Origin of the sequence: Streptomyces olivaceoviridis (assembly GCF_014650115.1) — a bacterium.
Taxonomy (GTDB): Bacteria; Actinomycetota; Actinomycetes; order Streptomycetales; family Streptomycetaceae; genus Streptomyces; species Streptomyces olivaceoviridis.
This window is the reverse complement of the sequence record NZ_BMUI01000037.1, coordinates 42043-60460: the sequence shown is the minus strand read 5'-3', so window position 1 is coordinate 60460 and position 18418 is coordinate 42043. Positions and strand designations below refer to the sequence as shown.

At 73.9% G+C, this 18418-nt stretch carries 9 protein-coding genes; 2 read left to right on the top strand and 7 right to left on the bottom strand.

Features of this window, described 5'->3' with window-relative positions:
- A partial coding sequence (locus IE273_RS38385) for an alpha/beta fold hydrolase (RefSeq protein WP_189819758.1) occupies positions 1–1112 on the top strand: 1112 nt, incomplete at its 5' end.
- Positions 1113–1646: 534 nt separating this feature from the next.
- On the opposite strand, the gene sbnB is transcribed toward IE273_RS38385, so the two are convergent.
- The 6 genes from sbnB to IE273_RS38355 form a co-directional block, all read right to left on the bottom strand.
- Complete coding sequence (gene sbnB, locus IE273_RS38380) at positions 1647–2654, bottom strand: 2,3-diaminopropionate biosynthesis protein SbnB (RefSeq protein ID WP_189819757.1); 1008 nt, start codon at positions 2652–2654, stop codon at positions 1647–1649.
- A gap of 38 nt (positions 2655–2692) precedes the next feature.
- Positions 2693–3640, bottom strand: coding sequence for a 2,3-diaminopropionate biosynthesis protein SbnA (gene sbnA / locus IE273_RS38375; RefSeq protein ID WP_189819756.1), 948 nt, complete (start codon positions 3638–3640; stop codon positions 2693–2695).
- Complete coding sequence (locus tag IE273_RS38370; RefSeq protein WP_189819755.1) at positions 3637–4863, bottom strand: glutamate synthase-related protein; 1227 nt, start codon at positions 4861–4863, stop codon at positions 3637–3639. Before IE273_RS38370 ends, sbnA begins: the two co-directional genes overlap by 4 nt.
- Positions 4860–5873, bottom strand: coding sequence for an asparagine synthetase A (locus IE273_RS38365; protein WP_189819754.1), 1014 nt, complete (start codon positions 5871–5873; stop codon positions 4860–4862). The genes IE273_RS38370 and IE273_RS38365 overlap by 4 nt, the downstream gene beginning before the upstream one ends.
- Before the next feature lie 68 nt (positions 5874–5941).
- On the bottom strand, positions 5942–7225 hold the full coding sequence (locus tag IE273_RS38360) for a methylaspartate mutase (RefSeq protein WP_189819753.1): 1284 nt from the start codon (positions 7223–7225) through the stop codon (positions 5942–5944).
- Entirely contained in the window at positions 7212–7691 is a 480-nt protein-coding gene (locus IE273_RS38355) for a cobalamin B12-binding domain-containing protein (protein WP_229887974.1), read from the bottom strand. Before IE273_RS38355 ends, IE273_RS38360 begins: the two co-directional genes overlap by 14 nt.
- Before the next feature lie 362 nt (positions 7692–8053).
- On the opposite strand from IE273_RS38355, the gene IE273_RS38350 reads away from it, so the two are divergent.
- Positions 8054–16891 carry a non-ribosomal peptide synthetase gene (locus tag IE273_RS38350; protein ID WP_189819751.1) on the top strand — a complete coding sequence of 2946 codons (8838 nt, stop codon included), beginning with the start codon at positions 8054–8056 and terminating at the stop codon, positions 16889–16891.
- Between the two features lie 92 nt (positions 16892–16983).
- Here the strand turns inward: IE273_RS38350 and IE273_RS38345 are convergent, their stop codons facing one another.
- Positions 16984–17979: a helix-turn-helix domain-containing protein gene (locus tag IE273_RS38345; RefSeq protein WP_229887973.1), complete on the bottom strand. Its 996-nt coding sequence runs from the start codon at positions 17977–17979 to the stop codon at positions 16984–16986.
- Positions 17980–18418 lie beyond the last annotated feature (439 nt).

The following is an 18418-nucleotide window of genomic DNA, read 5'->3' as shown; positions in this document are numbered from 1 at the left end:
CCGCACCCGACCACCACCGACCCGACCTCGACACCACCTACACCCCACCCCGGAACACGACGGAGGAGACCATCGCCGGTGTGTGGTCCGACGTACTCGGTATCGACACCGTCGGCGTCCACGACAACTTCTTCGAACTGGGTGGACAGTCGATCAGCTCGGTGCGGGTGGTCTCCCGACTGCGGGAGGTCGGCCTGAAGGTCGCCCTCCAGCAGATCGTGCGGCACCCGACGGTGGCCCGGCTGGCGGCTGCGCTGGACGTTCCGCAACCGGCGACGTCCGGGCTCGTGGTGCTCCTCTCGTCCGTGGCCGATCCCGATCTGCCCGTCCTGTTCTGCGTACACCCGGGTGGCGGCAGCACCCACCCGTACCGGGCGCTCGCGCGGTGCCTGGCCGGCACGTTCACCGTGTACGGCATCCAGGCTCCGGGACTGAACGCGGACGAGGCACCGCTCGTCGGGATCGAGTCGATCGCGGAACGGTACTGGCGGGAGATCCGCAGGGTGCAGCCCACGGGGCCGTGCACGATCCTCGGATGGTCGACGGGCGCCGTGATCGCGCACGCGATGGGCGTGAGCGCCCCGGAGGAGGTCACCGGCCTGTTCCTGCTGGAGCCGGCGGTGACGGGCGACGACCAGCGGGACCGCTTCCAGCGGCACGCCGAGGTGTACCGCCGGGTGAGCGCGTTGTGGCACCGTGGCCAGGACGAGCACGGCGACGAACGGGCCGCCACGGAGCGGGAGTTGCGGCGCCTGGCGCCGGAGATGAACCTCGACGAGGAGCTGGTCACGCTCGACGAGTGGCTGCCCTATGCGGTGCTGGAGGCCGAGGTGCGGTCGCTCGCCGCCTACCGGCCTGGACGCTCGGCGGCCAGGGCGACGCTGTTCGTCAGCGACACGGTGCGTGACGGCAGCGGCGACGAGGTGCCGGAGGCCCGGTACATCGCCCACTGGCGCGGGCTGTACCCGGCGGGCCTGGCCCAGCGGGCGATGCCTGGCCGCCACATGGAGATGGTCAGGGGCGACGACCAACTGGAGCTCCTGGTCTCCACGCTGCGGGAGAACGGGCCGGCGGCCGCCGCCGACCGGGAACGGGAGCTGCTGACGGCCTGACCGGGACACTCGCCGCAGTATCGGAGCCGACAGGGGCCCGCCACGAACGTGGCGGGCCCCTCGTCCTGTTCATCGGTCCGCCGTTGTCCGTGAGCGGTGGAGCCGCGGTCCCAGGAGCGCACCGCCTGGCCCGGCTCCTTCCCTCCCGGCTTCGCCCCACGCCGCGTCACCGGGGTTCCCGTGCGGACCGGCCAGGACGCGGCGCACGTCGTGCGCCCCGGACCCGGAAGACCGCCGCGGGGGACCGGGCCCGTGCTGCGGGCCGGGGCGGCGGGGATTCGCGGCCTCGGGGGTGTCACCACCCGGACCGCCTCGGAGCCACGGCCGGCCGGTGGCATCGCATCCCCGGCCGTCCGCATCCCCGCCCTTGCTCTTCTCGTCTCCCTCCCCGCCCCGTCCCCGTGGCCCCCTGGTCCTTCCTCTCCCTGGCCCTTGCGGCGCACGCGGCGACGCCCCGGTCTCGTGCTCCCACCTGGTGATCGGTGGGAGCACGAGACCGGGGCGTCGTGGGCGGCGGCTCCGGCGCCGCCCGGCTCACCAGCGCTTCAACTCGGGGAAGAAGCCCGGTATCTCGGTAGCCCGGCCGGTGCGCACGGCGGTCCGGTAGATGTGGTAGCCGACGGCCAGGTCGAGGACGCCGAGGCCGAACGGGGAGAACACGGTGGGGCGGTCGTGGCCGAGGGTCACGTCACCGCGCAGCACGTCGGCCAGCGTGCCGTCGATGAAGTCGCGTGTGCCGTACTCCGTCTCCGTGAGGTGCGGTGAGGTCCGCGCGGTGAGGCAGTGGTCGATGTCGTCCAGGACGTTGTGGCACTTGATCATGACGGTCGGGTGGATGTCGCGCAGGGACAGGTTCAGGATGAGCTGGCCCGGCAGGAGGGTCTGCCCGTCCGCCAGCCAGGGCGCCGGCGCGGTGGTGGCGAGGACGACCAGGTCGGCGGTGGCCAGGGCCGCGTCGATCTGTGCCACGGTGCGGGTCCGCCAGCCGTGGGCGTCGGCGGCGTAGGCGGCGAAGGTCTCGGCGTACGCGTCGACGTGGTCGTGGACCAGGCACTCGCGGACGTTGGTGCCGCGGGCCGCGAGGAAGTCGGAGACGGTCCGGCCGATGACGCCGGCCCCGACGAAGAGGACCGTCTTCGGGGTGTCGCCGTCGGCGAGGGTCTCCACGGCGAGCGCGGCGGACGCCGCTGTGCGAGCGGCGCTGATGCCGGATGCCTCCAGACAGGCGAACGGGTAGCCGGTCTCGGCGTCGTTCAGCACGAGGACGGCGGAGGCGCGCGGCAGGTTCTGGCGTACGTTCTGCGGGTAGCTGGCGATCCACTTGATCCCGGAGACCGGTGTGTCGCCGCCGAGGTGGGCGGGCAGGGCGATGATCCGGGCGCCGGGATCGTGCGGGAAGCGCAGGAAATGGCTGTTGGGGTTCACGGTGGCCCCGCGGCTGTGCTGGAGGTAGGTCTCCCGCACGAGGTCCAGGACGTCCGACGGCGCGGAGCCGATGACATCCTGGGCGACGGAGCCGTCGATCACGTGGAAGGTCGACATCGGTGGTTGCCTTTCGGGGGTGGGTGGCGCGGGCGGGATCACGTCAGGACCCCGAGGTTCCGCTCGACCCAGTCGTCGTTGTAGATCGTGCCGAGGTACCGTTCGCCGAGGTCGGGGGAGACGGCGGCGATGCGGGAGCCGGCCGGCAGGGTGCCGGCCCGGCGGCGGACGGCGGCCAGCACCGAGCCGGTGGAGCCGCCGGTGAGGAGGCCGTGGGTGCGGGCGAGCAGCCGGCACTCCCGCACGGCATCCTCCTCGGCGACCAGTACGACGTCGTCGGCGAGGCCGGGTTCGAACAGTTCGGGAATGCGGCTGGCGCCCAGTCCGGGGATGCGGCGCGGACCGGGTGCGGCGCCGAGGATGACGGAGCCGAGGGCGTCCACGGCGACGATCCGGGTGTGGGGCGAGAATTCGCGCAGGTACCGCGCGCAGCCGACGAAGGTGCCCGTGGAGCCGACGCCGATGAACAGGTAGTCGAGGTGCTGGACCTCCTTCAGCAGGGTGCGCGCGGTCTGTTCGTAATGGGCGCGCGGGTTGGCAGGGTTGGCGTACTGGTTGAGCCAGACCACGGTCGGGTCCGCTTCGACGTGGCGCCGGATGTGGGCGATGCGTGACTGGAGGAAACCGCCGTTGGCGTCGACGGTGTCGACGACGACCACCTCGGCACCCAGGGCGCGCATGTGATCGATGCTGGTGGCGTTGGTGTTCGGGTCGACGACGCAGGTGAAGCGGTACCCCTTGGCGGCGCAGATGGAGCTGAGGGCGATGCCGAGGTTGCCGGAGGAGGACTCGATCACTCGGGCGCCCGGCGCGAGGACGCCGCGGTGCTCGGCGTCCTCGACGAGGCTCAGCGCGGTCTTCAGCTTGACGGAGCCCGCCGGGTTGAGGCCCTCGATCTTCAGGAAGACGTCCGAGCCGGGCACCATCCGGGGCAGCAGGATGAAGAGGTCGTCGGTGACGAGCTCATAGGCGTGCTCGTAGATCATGACCTGGGCTCCCACAGGTCCTCGGGGCCGGTCTCCCGCGCCGTGTAGCGGCCCAGCGCGCTGATGGCCATGCGCAGTTCCAGAGCCATGGCGTCCAGCAGGCGCTCCAGTCCGTGCTCGGGGTCCTCGTCGGCGGCGATCAGGGCGGCACGGCCGAGGCCGACGGCGCGGGCGCCGAGGGCGAGCAACTTCACGGCGCGCATGCCGTCCCAGACGCGTCCGCTGGCGAGCAGGGTGCGGCCGGCGGGGTCGACGCGGCGCAAGGCTTCGGCGAGGGGCAGTCCGACGTGGCCGAGGAAGCCGGTAGGGGCCCAGCCGGTGCCGCCCTCGGCGCCGTCGACGGCGACGGCGTGGGCGCCGGCGTCCCAGGCGACGGCGGCGGCGTGGCCGACGTCGCGGCCGGGGAACAGCTTCACCCAGCAGCGGGCGCGCGGGTAGTTGTTGCGCATGAGCTGGATCTGCCGGCGGAAGATCTCGTCGGTGAAGGTGCCGGGGCTCGCACAGCGCAGGATCGACGAGGAGCCGGGGCCGAGCCGTTCCACGGCGTACTGCCCGGCGAGGTCGGACGCGACCGCTTCGCTGATCATGGTGAGACCGCCGAGGCCGGGCTTGGCACCCTGGCCGACCTTGAGTTCGAAGCCGAGGCGGCCGGAGGTGAGGAGACCGGTGACGGCCGGATCGCTGTAGACGTGGTTCCAGACCTCGGAGTCGGCGTCCTCGGTGCTCTGCTGGACGCAGACGCCGCCGACACCGTCGGGGAGTTCCTCGCAGTACGCCTGGATGCGTTCCAGCAGGCCCTTGCGATGGTCGTCGCCGCCGGCCCGGAAGCCGTTCATGGGAGCGACGTTCTCGCCGATGACCATGGGGATGCCGAGCCGTCCGGCCTGGCGGCTGAGCGCGAGGCTGGTGCCGGCGACGCGGGTGGAGCCGAGCGCCGACAGGTACACCGGCAGTGGGACGGTGAAGCCGCCGAGGTCGGTGTCGAGGAGGACGTCCGAGTAGAGGGGTTCGCGGCCGAGGTCGATGAGTCTGGCGAGGCGGCCCGGCATGAAGACGGGCGGGACCAGGCGCAGCGCGTCGATCTCGTCGCCGTCGGGTGCGGGCGATGCGCCGAAGACGGCGGTGCCGTAACTGTCCAGGGGCGGGAAGACGGCGGCGGCGCCCTCGCGGGCCCGGGCGCGGACGGCGTCCTCGGGCAGGCCGGGTGCGGTCAGCGGGGTCACGGCGACACCACCCCCGCGATCTTCGGGAAGGCGGTGGTCCGCCAGGCGGAGTCCAGGCCGGTGACCCAGCGGGTCAGGCGCTCCAGGCCGATGCCGAAGCCGGCGCTGCTGGGGATGCCGTGCCGGGCGACGTCGAGGTACCAGGCGTACTTGGAGGGGTTCTCCCCGGTTTCACGCATCCGGGTGACCAGGGCCGCGTAGTCGTACTCGCGTTCGCTGCCGCTGCACAGTTCGCCGCAGCCCTCGGGGGCGATGAGGTCGAAGTTGAGCAGGGTACCGGGCGTGGCCGGGCTCTCCTTGTCGTAGAAGCCGCGGGAGCCCTTGGGGTAGCCGACGATGAAGAACGGGGCGTCGGCCTGGCGGGAGATGCGCTCCTCGGCCTCCCATTCGATCTCGGTTCCGGCGGCCTGCGGGTAGCCGTCGCGGCGCAGGCCGTCGACGACCTCGCCGTGCGGGACGCGGGCGAACGGCCGGGCCACGTGGCGGCGCAGGGTATCGGGGTCGCGGCCGAGGACTGCGAGGTCGGCGCCGCACTCCTCGACGGCGGTGGTCACGGCGCGGCGGACCAGCTCCTCGGCGACGTCCATGGCGACGTCACGGGTGACGCCCGCGTACTCGACGTCGATCTGCCGGAACTCGGCGAGGTGGCGCTGGGTGCTGCTGGTCTCGACGGGTTCGAGGCGGACGTTGGGCGCGATGAGGAAGATGCGGTCGAAGGCCAGCAGCGAGGCCTGCTTGTAGAGGATGGCGCTGGTCATCAGCTTGTAGCGGTGGCCGTAGTAGTCGACGTCGACCTGCTTGGCGCCGCGCGAGCCCGGGTCGGTGACGGGACCGATGACCGGGTGGGCCATCTCCACGGCGCCGTCGGAGCGCAGGAAGGCGCGGGCACCGGACACGAGTGCCTGCTGGACGCGCAGGGCCGCGCGGGTGCGCGGGTCGCGCAGGTGCTCCAGCGGCGAGGGCAGCACGGGAGCCTCGGGTGCGGGCGGGAGATCCATCTGGAGTGTCATGTTCGTCCTGTCCTGTCGTTACCGGGGCGAGCGGCCACCGGTGGCGGAGGGGATCCGTGAGCGGGGGGTCAGCCCGCCCTGCCGAGGAGGGCGGCGGGGTCGTCGTAGCGGTTCCTGACGTGGTTGAGCGCGTGCAGCAGTCCGGACGAGGTCAGCCGCCGGGACGGTGTTGCCGCGGTGGACCGGCCGAGCGGCAGCGATCCCGTGCGGGACCACTCCAGCCGGCCGCGGTCGGAGATGAAGCTGCGGGTGCGCCCCGCGTTGTCGGGGTGCAGGCAGAAGGGCACGTCCAGGTAGCCGTGCGCGAAGGCACGGACCAGGGCCTGGCCGAGGTCGTCGTGCAGGTGCAGGACGGCCTCGACGAGGGAGCGGGCCTCGGCCTCGATACCGGTGGACGGCGGCGGTGCGGCCGGCCGCGCGGTGCGGGCGGCAGCGGCGGCGGTCTCCAGCGCGGTGACGTTCTCCTCGACGGAGGGGATGCGGGCCGACTCCGCCGGTGTCTTGACGATGAGACGGGCGGCCCCGGTGCGTACGGCGAGCCGGGCGGCGTCCGCGACCAGCCGCAGCGCACCCACCCGGGTCTCCGGGTAGACGCCCATGTACGTGTAGAGGACCACGTGCCAGGAGGTGTCCGGAAGGTGGTCGGCGGCCAGGGCGCGCAGTGCGTGGACGGCCTCCTCGTCCTGTTCGGGACTGATCTGCTGGGCGTAGCTGAGGGAGACGCTGCGCAGGCCGTGCCGGCGGAAGAACTTGGCTTCCAGGACGGAGAGGGCGACGAGCAGGGCGGGCGGGCAGAGCTGGCCCAGCATGCAGCCGCCGAAGGTCTCCAGGTGCGGTTCGGTGCCGGCCTCGCGCAGGGCGGCGAGGCTGCGACACGCTTCGGCCCAGGCACGGACCGAGGTGGCCAGCGGGGTGCGGCCGTAGGGCAGGCAGTAGGAGACGGGGCCGCCCTCGGTGGCGTCGAGTCCGGCGGCGATGAGGGCCTCGACGATCCGGCCGGGCCGGGCGGATCCGTGCCGCACCTGCACGGGGAAGCCGGGCCCGTGGACGCCGTCGAGGAGACCGGTGGTGGTTTCGCGGTCCATGCTGACCAGCGGATAGCCGTTGAGGTGGTGGCCCTGGGCGGCGGCGCGGGCGGCGGCGGCGTAGTCGCCGACGCGGGTGAAGCTGTCCAGGGTGAGGGTGCCGACGGTGGTGGCGTCGGCGGCCCGGGTGGCGATCAGGCCCGCACGCATCCGGGCGGGGTCGGCGAAGCCCATGCGGGGCTGCACGACGAGGGCGCCGACGCGGGCGGCGTCCGCCATGAATCGGTGGAAGGCGCCGGCGGCGGGGGCGGGTTCAGCGGACGGCATCGGCGTGGGACCTTCCGTGCCGGTGCTCGGGCAGGCCGTCCAGCAGGGCGAGCAGCCCGGGGACGGCGCTCGCGCCGGTCAGGACGGCGTCGAAGCCGGCGTCGGTGAGCGCGGCGTGGACGTCCGGGCCGGTGCTGCCCGAGGTGTCCAGCTTGCCTCCGACGACGAGCGGCACCTCGGCCAGCGCGGGCACGGCGCGCACCGCCCGGGCCAGGCCCGGGGCCTCTTCGGCGCCGTGTCCGTTGACCGTGCTGACGACGATGAGGTCGGGCGTGCGGGCCGCGGCCTCCTCGACCAGGACGTCGACCGGGACGCACGCGCCGAGATTGGTGACCTCCCAGCCCTGTTCCTCAAGCAGCAGTTGCAGGAAGAGCAGGTTCCAGGTGTGTGAGTCCGAGGCGATGGTGGTCAGGACCGCGTGGCGCGGGCTGTCCGGGGGCTGGTGATGCGGGTACACGACCGGCATTTCCTCTCGACACCGTGATGGGGCCGCGACCGCTGCGATCGGGCCGGGTGCCCGTGAACGCGCCCTGAATCGGCGCGTACGGGCTGTCCACTAGTGACGCCGTCCATGGTGGCCAGCGGTGATCGCGGGCGGCACTGGGCAGTTGTGACCACCCAGCGGGGCGTCATTTGTGCCCACTGGGAGCCCGCCGCCCGCGCGCCCTAGCGTGCTTGTCGCGGACGTTCCGCCGGGGTCGTGGTCGTGCCGGTGGCGCGGCTCCCGGCCCGCCCGGGGTGCCCCGCCCACCCCTCCGCCCGTCGTACGACGTGCCGCCCGTGAACCGCTTGTACCGCTGACGATGTCCTGACGATGGGGAGTGAACGGTGGCTGATCACCAGCTGGGGGAGTGGAGGCACGAGTCGGCGGGCCCGGAACCGCTGGAACTGCCGACGGACCGACGGCCGTCGGACGACGGCCCGGGCCCCGCGGACCGGGTTCCGTTCGACGTGCCCGCCCGGACCGCCGACGCGCTGGCCGCACTGGCCCGCGACGCCGGCGTGGAACTCCCCGCGGTCCTGCTGACGGTGTTCCACACGCTGCTGGGGCGGTACGCCGGCCGGGGCGACGTCCCGGTGGCGGTACCGGCGGACGTCCCGGACACGGCGATCGTGGTACGGGGCGCGGACGGCGACCCGGCGTTCACCGAGGCCGTGGCGCAGGTCGCGCGGGGCATGGCGGACGCCACCGGCCGGGGGCCGGTGCCGCTCACGGTGCCGGCGGGCGCGGTGGCGTGGTTCGCGTCGCGCACGGCCGCCCGGGAGGCCGCCGTGTTCCCGCCGGACGCGCACCTCACCCTGGAGGTCGTCGCGGACGGCGGCGGGCTGAGCGGTGTCCTCGGCTACCGGACCGATCTGTTCGAGCGGGCCACGGCGGAGCGGATGGCGGGGCACTTCGCGACACTCGCGTCGTCCGCCGCCGACACGCCCGGGGAGCCGCTCAGCGCGCTGGAGATGCTGACGGAGCCCGAGCGGCACCGGATCCTCAACCAGTGGAACGGGCCGCGGTCCGCGTTCCCGGACACGACCGTGCACCGGCTGGTGGAGGAGCGGACGGCCCGCCAACCCGACGCAGTGGCCCTGGAACACGGCGGGCGGCGGCTGACCTACCGGGAGCTGGACGAGCGGGCCGAGGGGCTGGCGCGGTACCTGGCGGAGCGGGGCGTCGGCCCCGGCACGCTGGTCGCGGTGTGCCTGGACCACGGCCCGGACCTGGTGTGCGCGCTGCTCGGCGTGCTCAAGTCGGGGGCCGCGTACGTGCCGTTGGACCCGGCTTACCCGGCCGAGCGGCTGCGGTACATGGTCGAGGACAGCGCCGCCCCGGTGGTGGTGACACAGTCCGCGCACACGGGCCTGTTCGCGCCGGGCACCGCGCTGCTGCTGGCCGACCGGGAGTGGCCGGCCGGCACCGGCACCGCCCCGGCCGTCGCCGTGGGCCCGGACGACGTGGCGTACGTCATCTACACCTCGGGTTCCACGGGCCGCCCCAAGGGTGTGCGGGTCGGGCACCGGGGCGTCGTCAACTACCTGCACTGGTGCGACCGGAACTATCCCCCGGCGCCCGACGCGCGGATAGGTTCGCTGCTGTGCTCGTCGGCGGCGTTCGACCTGACCGTGACCGCGCTGTTCCTGCCACTGGTGCAGGGGCTGTGCCTGGTGGTGCCGCGGCCGGCGCCGGGCCGCACGGTGTTCGACGCGGCCGTGGACGTCGTCGCGTCCGGGGTACCGATCAGCTTCCTGAAGGCGACGCCCTCGCACCTGGAGCTGCTGACCGCCCGGCTGGAGCAGGACGGCGTCCGGCACCGCATCGCCACGGTGGTCGCCGGCGGCGAGGACCTGACGCCGGCGCTGGCGCACCGGGTGCTGGACCTGGGCACCGGGGACACGGCGATCGTCAACGAGTACGGGCCGACCGAGGCGACCGTCGGCAACGTGGTCAGCCGGACGGTGTCGGTGGACCCGGCGGCGGACCACGTGCCGATGGGCCGGGCGATCGACAACACCGAGGTCTACGTGGTCGGGGCGCACGGTGAGGTCCAGCCGGCCGGAGTCCCCGGGGAGCTGCTCATCGGCGGTGTCAACGTGGCCCTCGGCTATCTGGGGCGACCCGAGCTGACGGCGCGGCGGTTCGTGCCGCACCCCTTCTCGGCCGATCCCGAGGCCCGGGTGTACCGCACCGGCGACCTGGTGAAGTGGCTGCCGGACGGGCGCCTGGTCTACCTGGGCCGGATGGACGACCAGGTAAAGCTGCGCGGGCACCGGGTGGAACTCGGAGAGATCGAGAACGCCCTGCTGTCCCGGCCGGACGTCGCGGCGGCCACGGTCGTGGTCCGCGAGGACGTCCCCGGTGACAAGCGGCTGGTGGCGTACCTGGTGCCGGCCGGCGGCGCTACCCTGGCCGCGGCCGGGCTGCGAGCGGCGCTGGCGCGGGAGTTGCCCGCGCACATGGTGCCCGCCCGGTACGTCGTACTGGAGCGGCTGCCGCTCACCCCGAACGGCAAGGTGGACCGGCGGGCCCTGCCCGCGCCCGAGGGCCACCGCCCGGACGTCTCCGCCGCGTTCACCGCGCCGCGCACGCCCACGGAGCGGGTGGTCGCCGGCATCTGGGCCGAGCTGCTGGGGGTCGACGCGGTCGGCGCGGACGACGACTTCCTCGAACTGGGCGGGCATTCCCTGCTGGCCGCCCGGGTCGCCTCCCGGCTGCGCCGGGACCTGGGGGTGGACGTGCCCCACCGGACGCTGTTCGACGCGCCGACCCCGGCGCTGCTGGCGGCTGCCGTGGACACCCTGGGGCCGGGCACCTCCGCCGCGATCCCGCGGGCGGACCGCTCGGCAGGTGCCCTGCCGCTGTCCTTCGCACAGCAACGCCTGTGGTTCCTGGACCAGTTGGCGCCGGGCCGGGCCGAGTACGCGATCCCGGTGGGGCTACGCGTGGAGGGCGACTTCGCGCCGGACGCGTTCGGCACCGCGCTGACGGCGCTGGCCGCCCGGCACGAGATCCTGCGGACCCGGTTCCTCGCGGACGGCACGGGACGCCCGTACCAGGTCGTCGACACCGTGCGGGAGGTGCCGGTGGACGTCCACGACGCCCGGCACCTCGGGCACGGCGCCGCGCGGGAGATCCTGCACGAGGCGGCGGGACGGCCGTTCGACCTGGCCGCGGGGCCGCTGCTGCGCGCGGTGGCGGTACGGGTGGCCGACGCGGAGTGGCTCCTGCTGCTCGTCGTGCACCACATCGTCTCCGACGGCTGGTCGGAGGGCATCCTGGCGCGGGAGCTGGGTGAGCTGTACGGCGCGGCGGTGGCCGGCCGGCCCGACACCCGGGCTCCCCTCGGCCTGCAGTACGCGGACTTCGCGAGCTGGCAGCGCGCGGCACTGGACGGCCCGGTACTGGCGGGGCAGTCCGCGTACTGGCGGGAGCGGCTCGCCGGAGTGCAGCCGCTGGAGCTGCCGGCCGACCACCGGCGGCCGGCCGAGCGGTCGGGCCGGGGCGGTACGGTGTCCTTCGCGGTGCCCGCCGACGTGGCCGGCGCGGCCCGGCGGCTGGCGGCGGGACAGGGAGCGAGCCTGTTCATGTCCCTGCTGGCGGTGTTCCAGCTGCTGATGGCGAAGTACAGCGGCCAGGAGGACATCGCGGTGGGCACCCCGGTCGCCGGCCGCAACCGTGCCGAGACCGAGGACCTGATCGGCTTCTTCGTCAACACCCTCGTCCTGCGCACCGACCTGTCCGGCGACCCGACGTTCACGGAACTCCTCGACCGGGTCAAGGACACCGCGCTCGGCGCCTACGACCACCAGGACCTGCCCTTCGAACGCCTCGTGGAGGAACTCGCCCCCGACCGCGACCTGTCCCGCAACCCGCTGTTCCAGACGATGTTCGTGCTCCAGAACACTCCGGACGGCCACGCCTGGCGACTGCCCGGAACGGTGGTGGAGCCGTTCGCGGTCCGTGGGGAGGAGGCCAAGTTCGACCTGACCCTGTTCCTCACCGAGCGGCCCGACGGCTCGCTCGACGGCGATCTGGTGTTCGCCCTCGACCTGTTCGCGCCGGACACGGCCGAGCGGCTGTCCGGGCACTTCACCACCCTGCTGCGCGCGGCCGTCACCGGCCCGGAGCGCCGGCTGTCGGAGCTGGAGGTGCTGGCCGGTGCCGAGCGGCGCCGGGTGCTGGCCGACTGGAGCGGGACGGAGGCCGCCGCGGACACCGGGGCCGAAGCCGGTGCGGGGGCTACGGCGCACCGGCTCGTCGAGGAGTGCGCCGCCCTGCGGCCGGACACCACGGCGGTACTCTCGGCCGCCGGGGACCTGACCTACCGGGAGCTGAACGCGCGGGCCAACCGGCTCGCCCGGCACCTGCGTTCCCGCGGAGCCGGCCCCGGGGCCGCGGTCGCCGTGTGCCTGGAGCGCGGCCCCGAGCAGATCACCGCACTGCTCGCGGTCCTCAAGTCCGGCGCCGCCTACGTGCCGCTGGATCCCGAGCACCCGTCCGACCGGCTCGCCTACATGATCACGGACGCGCGGGCCGCGCTCGTCGTCACCGACGGCGCCGGGGCCGCACGGCTGCCCGAGGAGCCCGGCCGGTTCCTCACCGACCGGGACTGGCCGTCCCTCGCGGACCTGCCGGCGCACGACCCGGAGCCGACGGCGGCCCCCGGCGACCTCGCCTACGTGATCTACACCAGCGGCTCCACCGGCCGGCCCAAGGGCGTGGAGATCGAACACCGCAGCCTGGCCGGCCTGGTCCGCTGGACGGCCGACACCTTCGGCGCGGCCCCGGGACGGCGTGTGGCGTTGCTGGCGGGGATCGGGTTCGACGCGTCGGCCTGGGAGCTGTGGCCCGCGCTGGCGACCGGTGCCACCGTGTGCGTACCCGACGACACGGTGCGGCTCACGCCGGCGCTGCTCCAGCGCTGGCTGACCGAGCAGCGCGTCACGGGCACCTTCGTCTCGACACCTGTGCTGGAGGCACTGGCGGCCCTCGACTGGTCGGAGCCGACCTCCCTCGAGTACGTGCTGACCGGTGGGGACGCACTGCGCCTGCCCGCCGGGCTGCGCCTGCCCTTCCGCGTCGTCAACAACTACGGCCCGACCGAGTCGACGGTGGTGACGACCTCGGCCGAGGTCGTCCCCGGCACGGCCGTGCCACCGATCGGCCGGCCGGTGCGCGGCACCTTCGTGTACGTCGTGGACCGGCACGGCCGGCCGGTGCCCACCGGAGTGCCGGGCGAACTCCTCGTCGGCGGGACCGGGCTGGCCCGCGGCTACCGGGGGCAGCCGGAGCAAACGGCGGAACGGTTCGTGACCGTCCACGTGGACGGCACGCCGCGCCGGGTCTACCGCACCGGGGACCGGGTGCGCTGGCTGGCCGACGGACAACTGGAGTTCCTGGGACGGCTGGACGAGCAGGTCAAGCTGCGCGGGCACCGTATCGAGCCCGGTGAGATCGAGGCGGTGCTGCTGGCCGGCCCCGACGTCGCCGCGGCCACCGTCGTCGTCCGCGAGGACACCCCCGGCGACAGGCGGCTGGTCGCCTACGTCGTCCCGGCGGCGGGCGGTACGGTGACCAGCGAGGCCCTGCGCGGGCGGCTGCGCCGGGAACTGCCCGACTTCATGGTGCCGTCCGCGTTCGTGACGCTGGAGCGGCTGCCGCTCACCCCGAACGGCAAGGTGGACCGGCGGGCGCTGCCCGCGCCGCGGCCCCGCGCGTCCGCGGCCGGCGGTCCGGCCCCCCGTACTCCGGTCGAGCGCGCGATCGCGGCGGCCTGGTCCGAAGTGCTGGGCACCGAGATCACCGGCGTGGACGACAACTTCTTCGAACTCGGCGGCCACTCCCTGCTCGCCACCCAGGTGACGTCACGGCTGCGGGACGTGCTCGGGGTGGAGGTGCCCGTGCGGGCCCTGTTCGCGGCACCCACCGTCGCCGGGCTGGCCGCGGCCGTCGCGGAGCCGGCACCGGACGCGGCGGCCGGCGCCGGGCGGATCGTGCCGGCCGACCGGACCGGCGGGCCGCTGCCGCTGAGCTTCGCCCAGCAGCGGCTGTGGTTCCTCGACCAACTGGAGCCCGGACGCGCGGAGTACGCCGTACCCTTCGCGCTGCGCGTCGACGGCCCGCTGGACACCGCCGCCCTCGACGCGGCGCTGACCCGCGTGCTGGCGCGGCACGAGATCCTGCGGACTCGGTTCGTCGCCGACGAGGACGGAGAGCCGGCGCAGGTCGTCGATCCGCCGGCCCCGGTGCGCACGGCCGTCCACGACCTGCGGCACATCGCCGATCCCGGGGAACGGCAGGAGGCGGCACGGCGCTTCGCCCGGGCGGAGGCCGCCCGCCCGTTCGACCTGGCGGCGGGACCGCTGCTGCGCGCGCACCTGGTGCGGCTGGCCGACGAGGAGGCGCACCTGCTGCTGACGGTGCACCACATCGCCTGCGACGGCTGGTCGGAGCCGCTCATGGCGCGGGAACTGCGGGAGGGCTACCGGGCGGCGACGACCGCCACCCCGTCCGAGGACACGGAACTGCCGGTACAGTACGCGGACTTCGCCGTGTGGCAGCGACGGAGGCTCACCGGTGCCGTCCTGGCAGGACAGCTGGCGTACTGGCGGGAGCGGCTCGCCGGTGTGGAACCGCTGGAACTGCCGACCGACCACCGCCGTCCGGCGGGACCGCCCGGAGGCGGCGACACCGTGACGTTCGAGGTGGGCGCGGCGGTGGCCGCCGGACTGCGGAAGGCGGCGAGGAGCGGCTCCGCGAGCCTGTACATGGTGCTGCTGGCGGCCTTCCAGGTGTTGCTGTCCAAGTACGGCCGCCAGGACGACGTGACCGTCGGCAGCCCGGTCGCCGGCCGCAACCGCGCCGAGACCGAGGACCTGATCGGCTTCTTCGTCAACACCCTCGTCCTGCGCACCGACCTGTCCGGCGACCCGACGTTCACCGAACTCCTCGACCGGGTCAAGGACACCGCCCTCGGCGCCTACGACCACCAGGACCTGCCCTTCGAACGCCTCGTGGAGGAACTCGCCCCCGACCGCGACCCGTCCCGCAATCCCCTGTTCCAGACGATGTTCGTGCTCCAGAACACGCCGGACCAGCACGGCTGGAGCCTTCCGGGGCTGGACGTGCAGCCGTTCACGGTCACGCTGCCGGACGCCAAGTTCGACCTCACCCTGATGATGTCCGAGGACGCGGACGGCGGTCTGCGCGGCGTCCTGGAGTACCGGACGGACCTCTTCGAACGGGACACGGTCGCCCGGCTGGCCGGCCACCTGGGCACGGTGCTGGAGACGGTGGCGAGCGACCCCGCGGTACGGCTGTCCCGGCTCTGCCTGCTCACCCCGGAGGAGCGGCTGCGGACGGTGGTCGAGTGGAACGACACCGCCACCGCCTTCCCGGACACCGCCACGCTGCACGGCCTGTTCGAGGAACGGGCGGCACGGCAACCGGACACCGTGGCCGTCGAGTGGCCGCAGGGCACGCTGACCTACGGGGAGCTGAACGCGCGCGCCAACCGGATCGCCCACCACCTGCGCACCCGGTACGGAGTGCGGCCGGACATGCCGGTCGCGGTGTGCCTGGAGCGCGGTCCGGATCTGGTGACGGCCGTACTCGGGGTCCTGAAGGCGGGGGCACCGTACGTGCCGCTGGACCCCGACTATCCGGCCGAGCGCCTGGCGTACATGGTCCGGGACACCGCGACCCCGGTCGTCCTCACCCGCACCGCGCACACCGGCCGGCTGCCCTCGGACGTACCACTGCTGCTGCTCGACGAGGGCGCCGTGACGCTGGCCGGCGAGCCGGACACCGACCCCGAGCCGGTCACCGCGGCGCACCACCTCGCCTACCTGATCTACACCAGCGGATCCACCGGCCGCCCCAAGGGCGTGCAGGTCGAACACCGCAGCGTGGTCAATCTGGTGCACTGGACGGCGCGGGAGCACGGGCTGGAGCCCGGGCAGCGGATCGCGCTGCTGGCCGGGATCGGCTTCGACGCGGCGGCATGGGAGCTGTGGCTCGGCCTGACCCGGGGCGCGACCTGCTGCGTCACCACGGAGACCGTCAGGCTCACCCCGCACCTGCTGCGGGACTGGCTGTGCGAGCAGCGCGTCCACGCCACGTTCCTGTCCACGCCCATGCTGGAGGCGCTGGTGGCGGTGGAGTGGCCGGCCCAGAGCACCCTCAGGTACGTGCTGACCGGCGGTGACCGGCTGCGGATGCCGGCACGGGCCCGGCTGCCGTTCCGCGTGATCAACAACTACGGACCCACCGAGACCACGATCATCGTCACCTCGACGGTGGTCGAACCCGGCGACGCGGTCCCGCCGATCGGCCGGCCCATCCCCAATGTCCTGGCGTTCGTGGTGGACCAGCACGGCCGGCCGGTGCCGGTCGGGGTGCCCGGCGAACTCCTCGTCGGGGGCGTGCCGGTGGCCCGCGGTTACCGGGGCAGGCCGGAGCTGACCGCGGAGAGGTTCACCGCGTATGAGGCCGAAGGGCTGAGCACCAGGGTCTACCGCACCGGTGACCTGGTGCGGTGGCGGGCCGACGGGCAGCTGGAGTTCCTGCGGCGGATCGACAACCAGGTCAAGATCCGCGGCAACCGCATCGAGCTCGGCGAGATCGAGGCCACTGTGCTGACCCACCCCGGCATCGGCGAGGTCAGCGTGGTCGTCCGCGAGGACACACCCGGCGACAAGCGGCTCGTGGCGTATCTCGTGGCCACCGGCGCGGACACGCCGAGCACCGCGGAACTCCACGCCCACCTGGGTCGGTTCCTGCCCGACTACATGATCCCGGCGGCGTTCGTCACGCTGGACCGGCTGCCGCTGACCGCCAACGGCAAGGTGGACCGGGCGGCCCTGCCGGTGCCGGACCACCAGCGGCCGGACCTGGGGACGGAGTACACGGCGCCACGCAACGCCGTCGAGCGGACCGTCACCGTCGTGTGGCAGGAGCTGCTGGGCATCGAGCGCGTCGGCGTGCACGACAACTTCTTCCAACTGGGCGGGCATTCGCTGCTCGCCACGCAGGTGGCCTCCCGGCTGCGGAAGGCGCTGCGGATCGAGGTGCCGGTGCGGGCCGTGTTCGACTCTCCCACCCCGGCCGGACTCGCCCAGGGCATCGCCGACCTGATGATGGCGGCGATCACGGCGCAGTTCGCGCCGGCCGGATGACGGCACCCCGGTGCCACGCCGTGGAGGGGCCGGACCTCGGCCACGAGGTCCGGCCCCTCCACGGTGCGCCGGTCACGCCGGGTGCGAGGCGGTCAGGCCACGTCCTCGGCGCGAATGCCGCCGCTGGCGAGCGCCAGGGCGCCGAGCTGGAACCGGCTCTGGGCACCGAACCGGTCGGTCAGCTTCTCCGACAGCCGGCGCACCGTGCGCAGGGAGACGTCCATCCTGCGGGCCGCCGCCGCGTCCGTGAGCCCTTGCGCCCACAGCCGGAGCACATGCTGCTCCTGGAGGGAGAGGTTGCCACGGGTACGAGGACGCGCCTCCGCGAGCGGCAGGGCTTCCTTCCACAGCCGGGCGAACAGGGTCGCGAACGCTTCCGTGACCGACTCGACGCCGCACGCCATCGCGCCGACCACGCTGCGCCCGCCGACGACCGGCACCACGACGTGCCTCCGGTCGGAGAGGATCATCCACACCGGCAGCGACGGCAGGGTGCGGACGGCACCGCCGCACTCCTCCGTGCGGCGCAACCGCTCCGTCGCCCCGGGGTCGTTGCGGACGCTCTCCAGCACGATGGAGCGTGCGGGAGTACCGCGCCGCCGCAGGACCTCGTCCACCGGTCGGCCCGCGTCGAGGACCGCCGCGTCCAGCCGCTCGGCCGGTCCGACGCTCAGCCATTCGATCGCGCACTCCTCGGCGAGGGAGGTGATGTGCCGCCACACGGCGTCCGCGCCGGCCAGCCACTCGACGTCCGGAACGCTCGCACAGCCGCGCCGCCCACGCTCCGACAGCAGCCGCGTCACCTCCAGCCGGCTGCCCTCCACCTGGAGGCGGTGGCGGGCGAGTTCGTCCTGCTGCCGGGCGAGCATCGCCGCCAGTCCGACCTCCGGATCGACCGGACGCCAGCCGCTCGCGGAGTCCGCCGGGACGACGAGCAGCAGGGCGGACAGCCGCTCCAGCCCCCTTTGGACCGCTTCCTCGGTCTCCTCCAGATGCTCGGCCAGCTCGGACACCTTCGCGCCGGGTCGGTCGACCATCGCGATGTACACGCTCCGCGCAACGGAGTCGATACCCAGAGAGGTCCGCATGTCGTCCACTCCTGTAAGTCTTGTCGTACGGCACCTGTTGGCTGTGGGACACGGGTCGAGATCGGGCCGACGGCGATCCCCGGGACACGACCGCGGGGCCGCCGGCCGGACACCAGTAGAACGGGAACCGCCGCGACGGCGGATGCGGGCCGAACCCCCAAGTTCCTCGTGGACAACCGCGCCCGGGTCGGGCGAGCGCACCACCACGGGCGGCGCTCCCGTCCGGACGCCGGCTCACCGGCGCTCGCGCCCACCGCGCTCGGAGGGCCGACCGGACACCACCGCGCACACCGGCCCCCTCCCCGGCCGCCGACGCGTCACCCCGTACGCACGAAGGGCGTGCTCGTCGGGTCGTGCGCGCCCCGAACACCCCACGGCCGACCACCCGCCCCGTACACCGCTCGGCCACGCGGCACCTGGCCGCGTCGTCAGCCGCCCG

Coding starts and splice junctions, on each gene's coding strand:
- sbnB (WP_189819757.1), bottom strand. CDS start 2,654: ATGTCGACCTTCCACGTGATCGACGGCTCCGTCGCCCAGGATGTCATC.
- sbnA (WP_189819756.1), bottom strand. CDS start 3,640: ATGATCTACGAGCACGCCTATGAGCTCGTCACCGACGACCTCTTCATC.
- IE273_RS38365 (WP_189819754.1), bottom strand. CDS start 5,873: ATGACACTCCAGATGGATCTCCCGCCCGCACCCGAGGCTCCCGTGCTG.
- IE273_RS38360 (WP_189819753.1), bottom strand. CDS start 7,225: ATGCCGTCCGCTGAACCCGCCCCCGCCGCCGGCGCCTTCCACCGATTC.
- IE273_RS38355 (WP_229887974.1), bottom strand. CDS start 7,691: ATGCCGGTCGTGTACCCGCATCACCAGCCCCCGGACAGCCCGCGCCAC.
- IE273_RS38345 (WP_229887973.1), bottom strand. CDS start 17,979: ATGCGGACCTCTCTGGGTATCGACTCCGTTGCGCGGAGCGTGTACATC.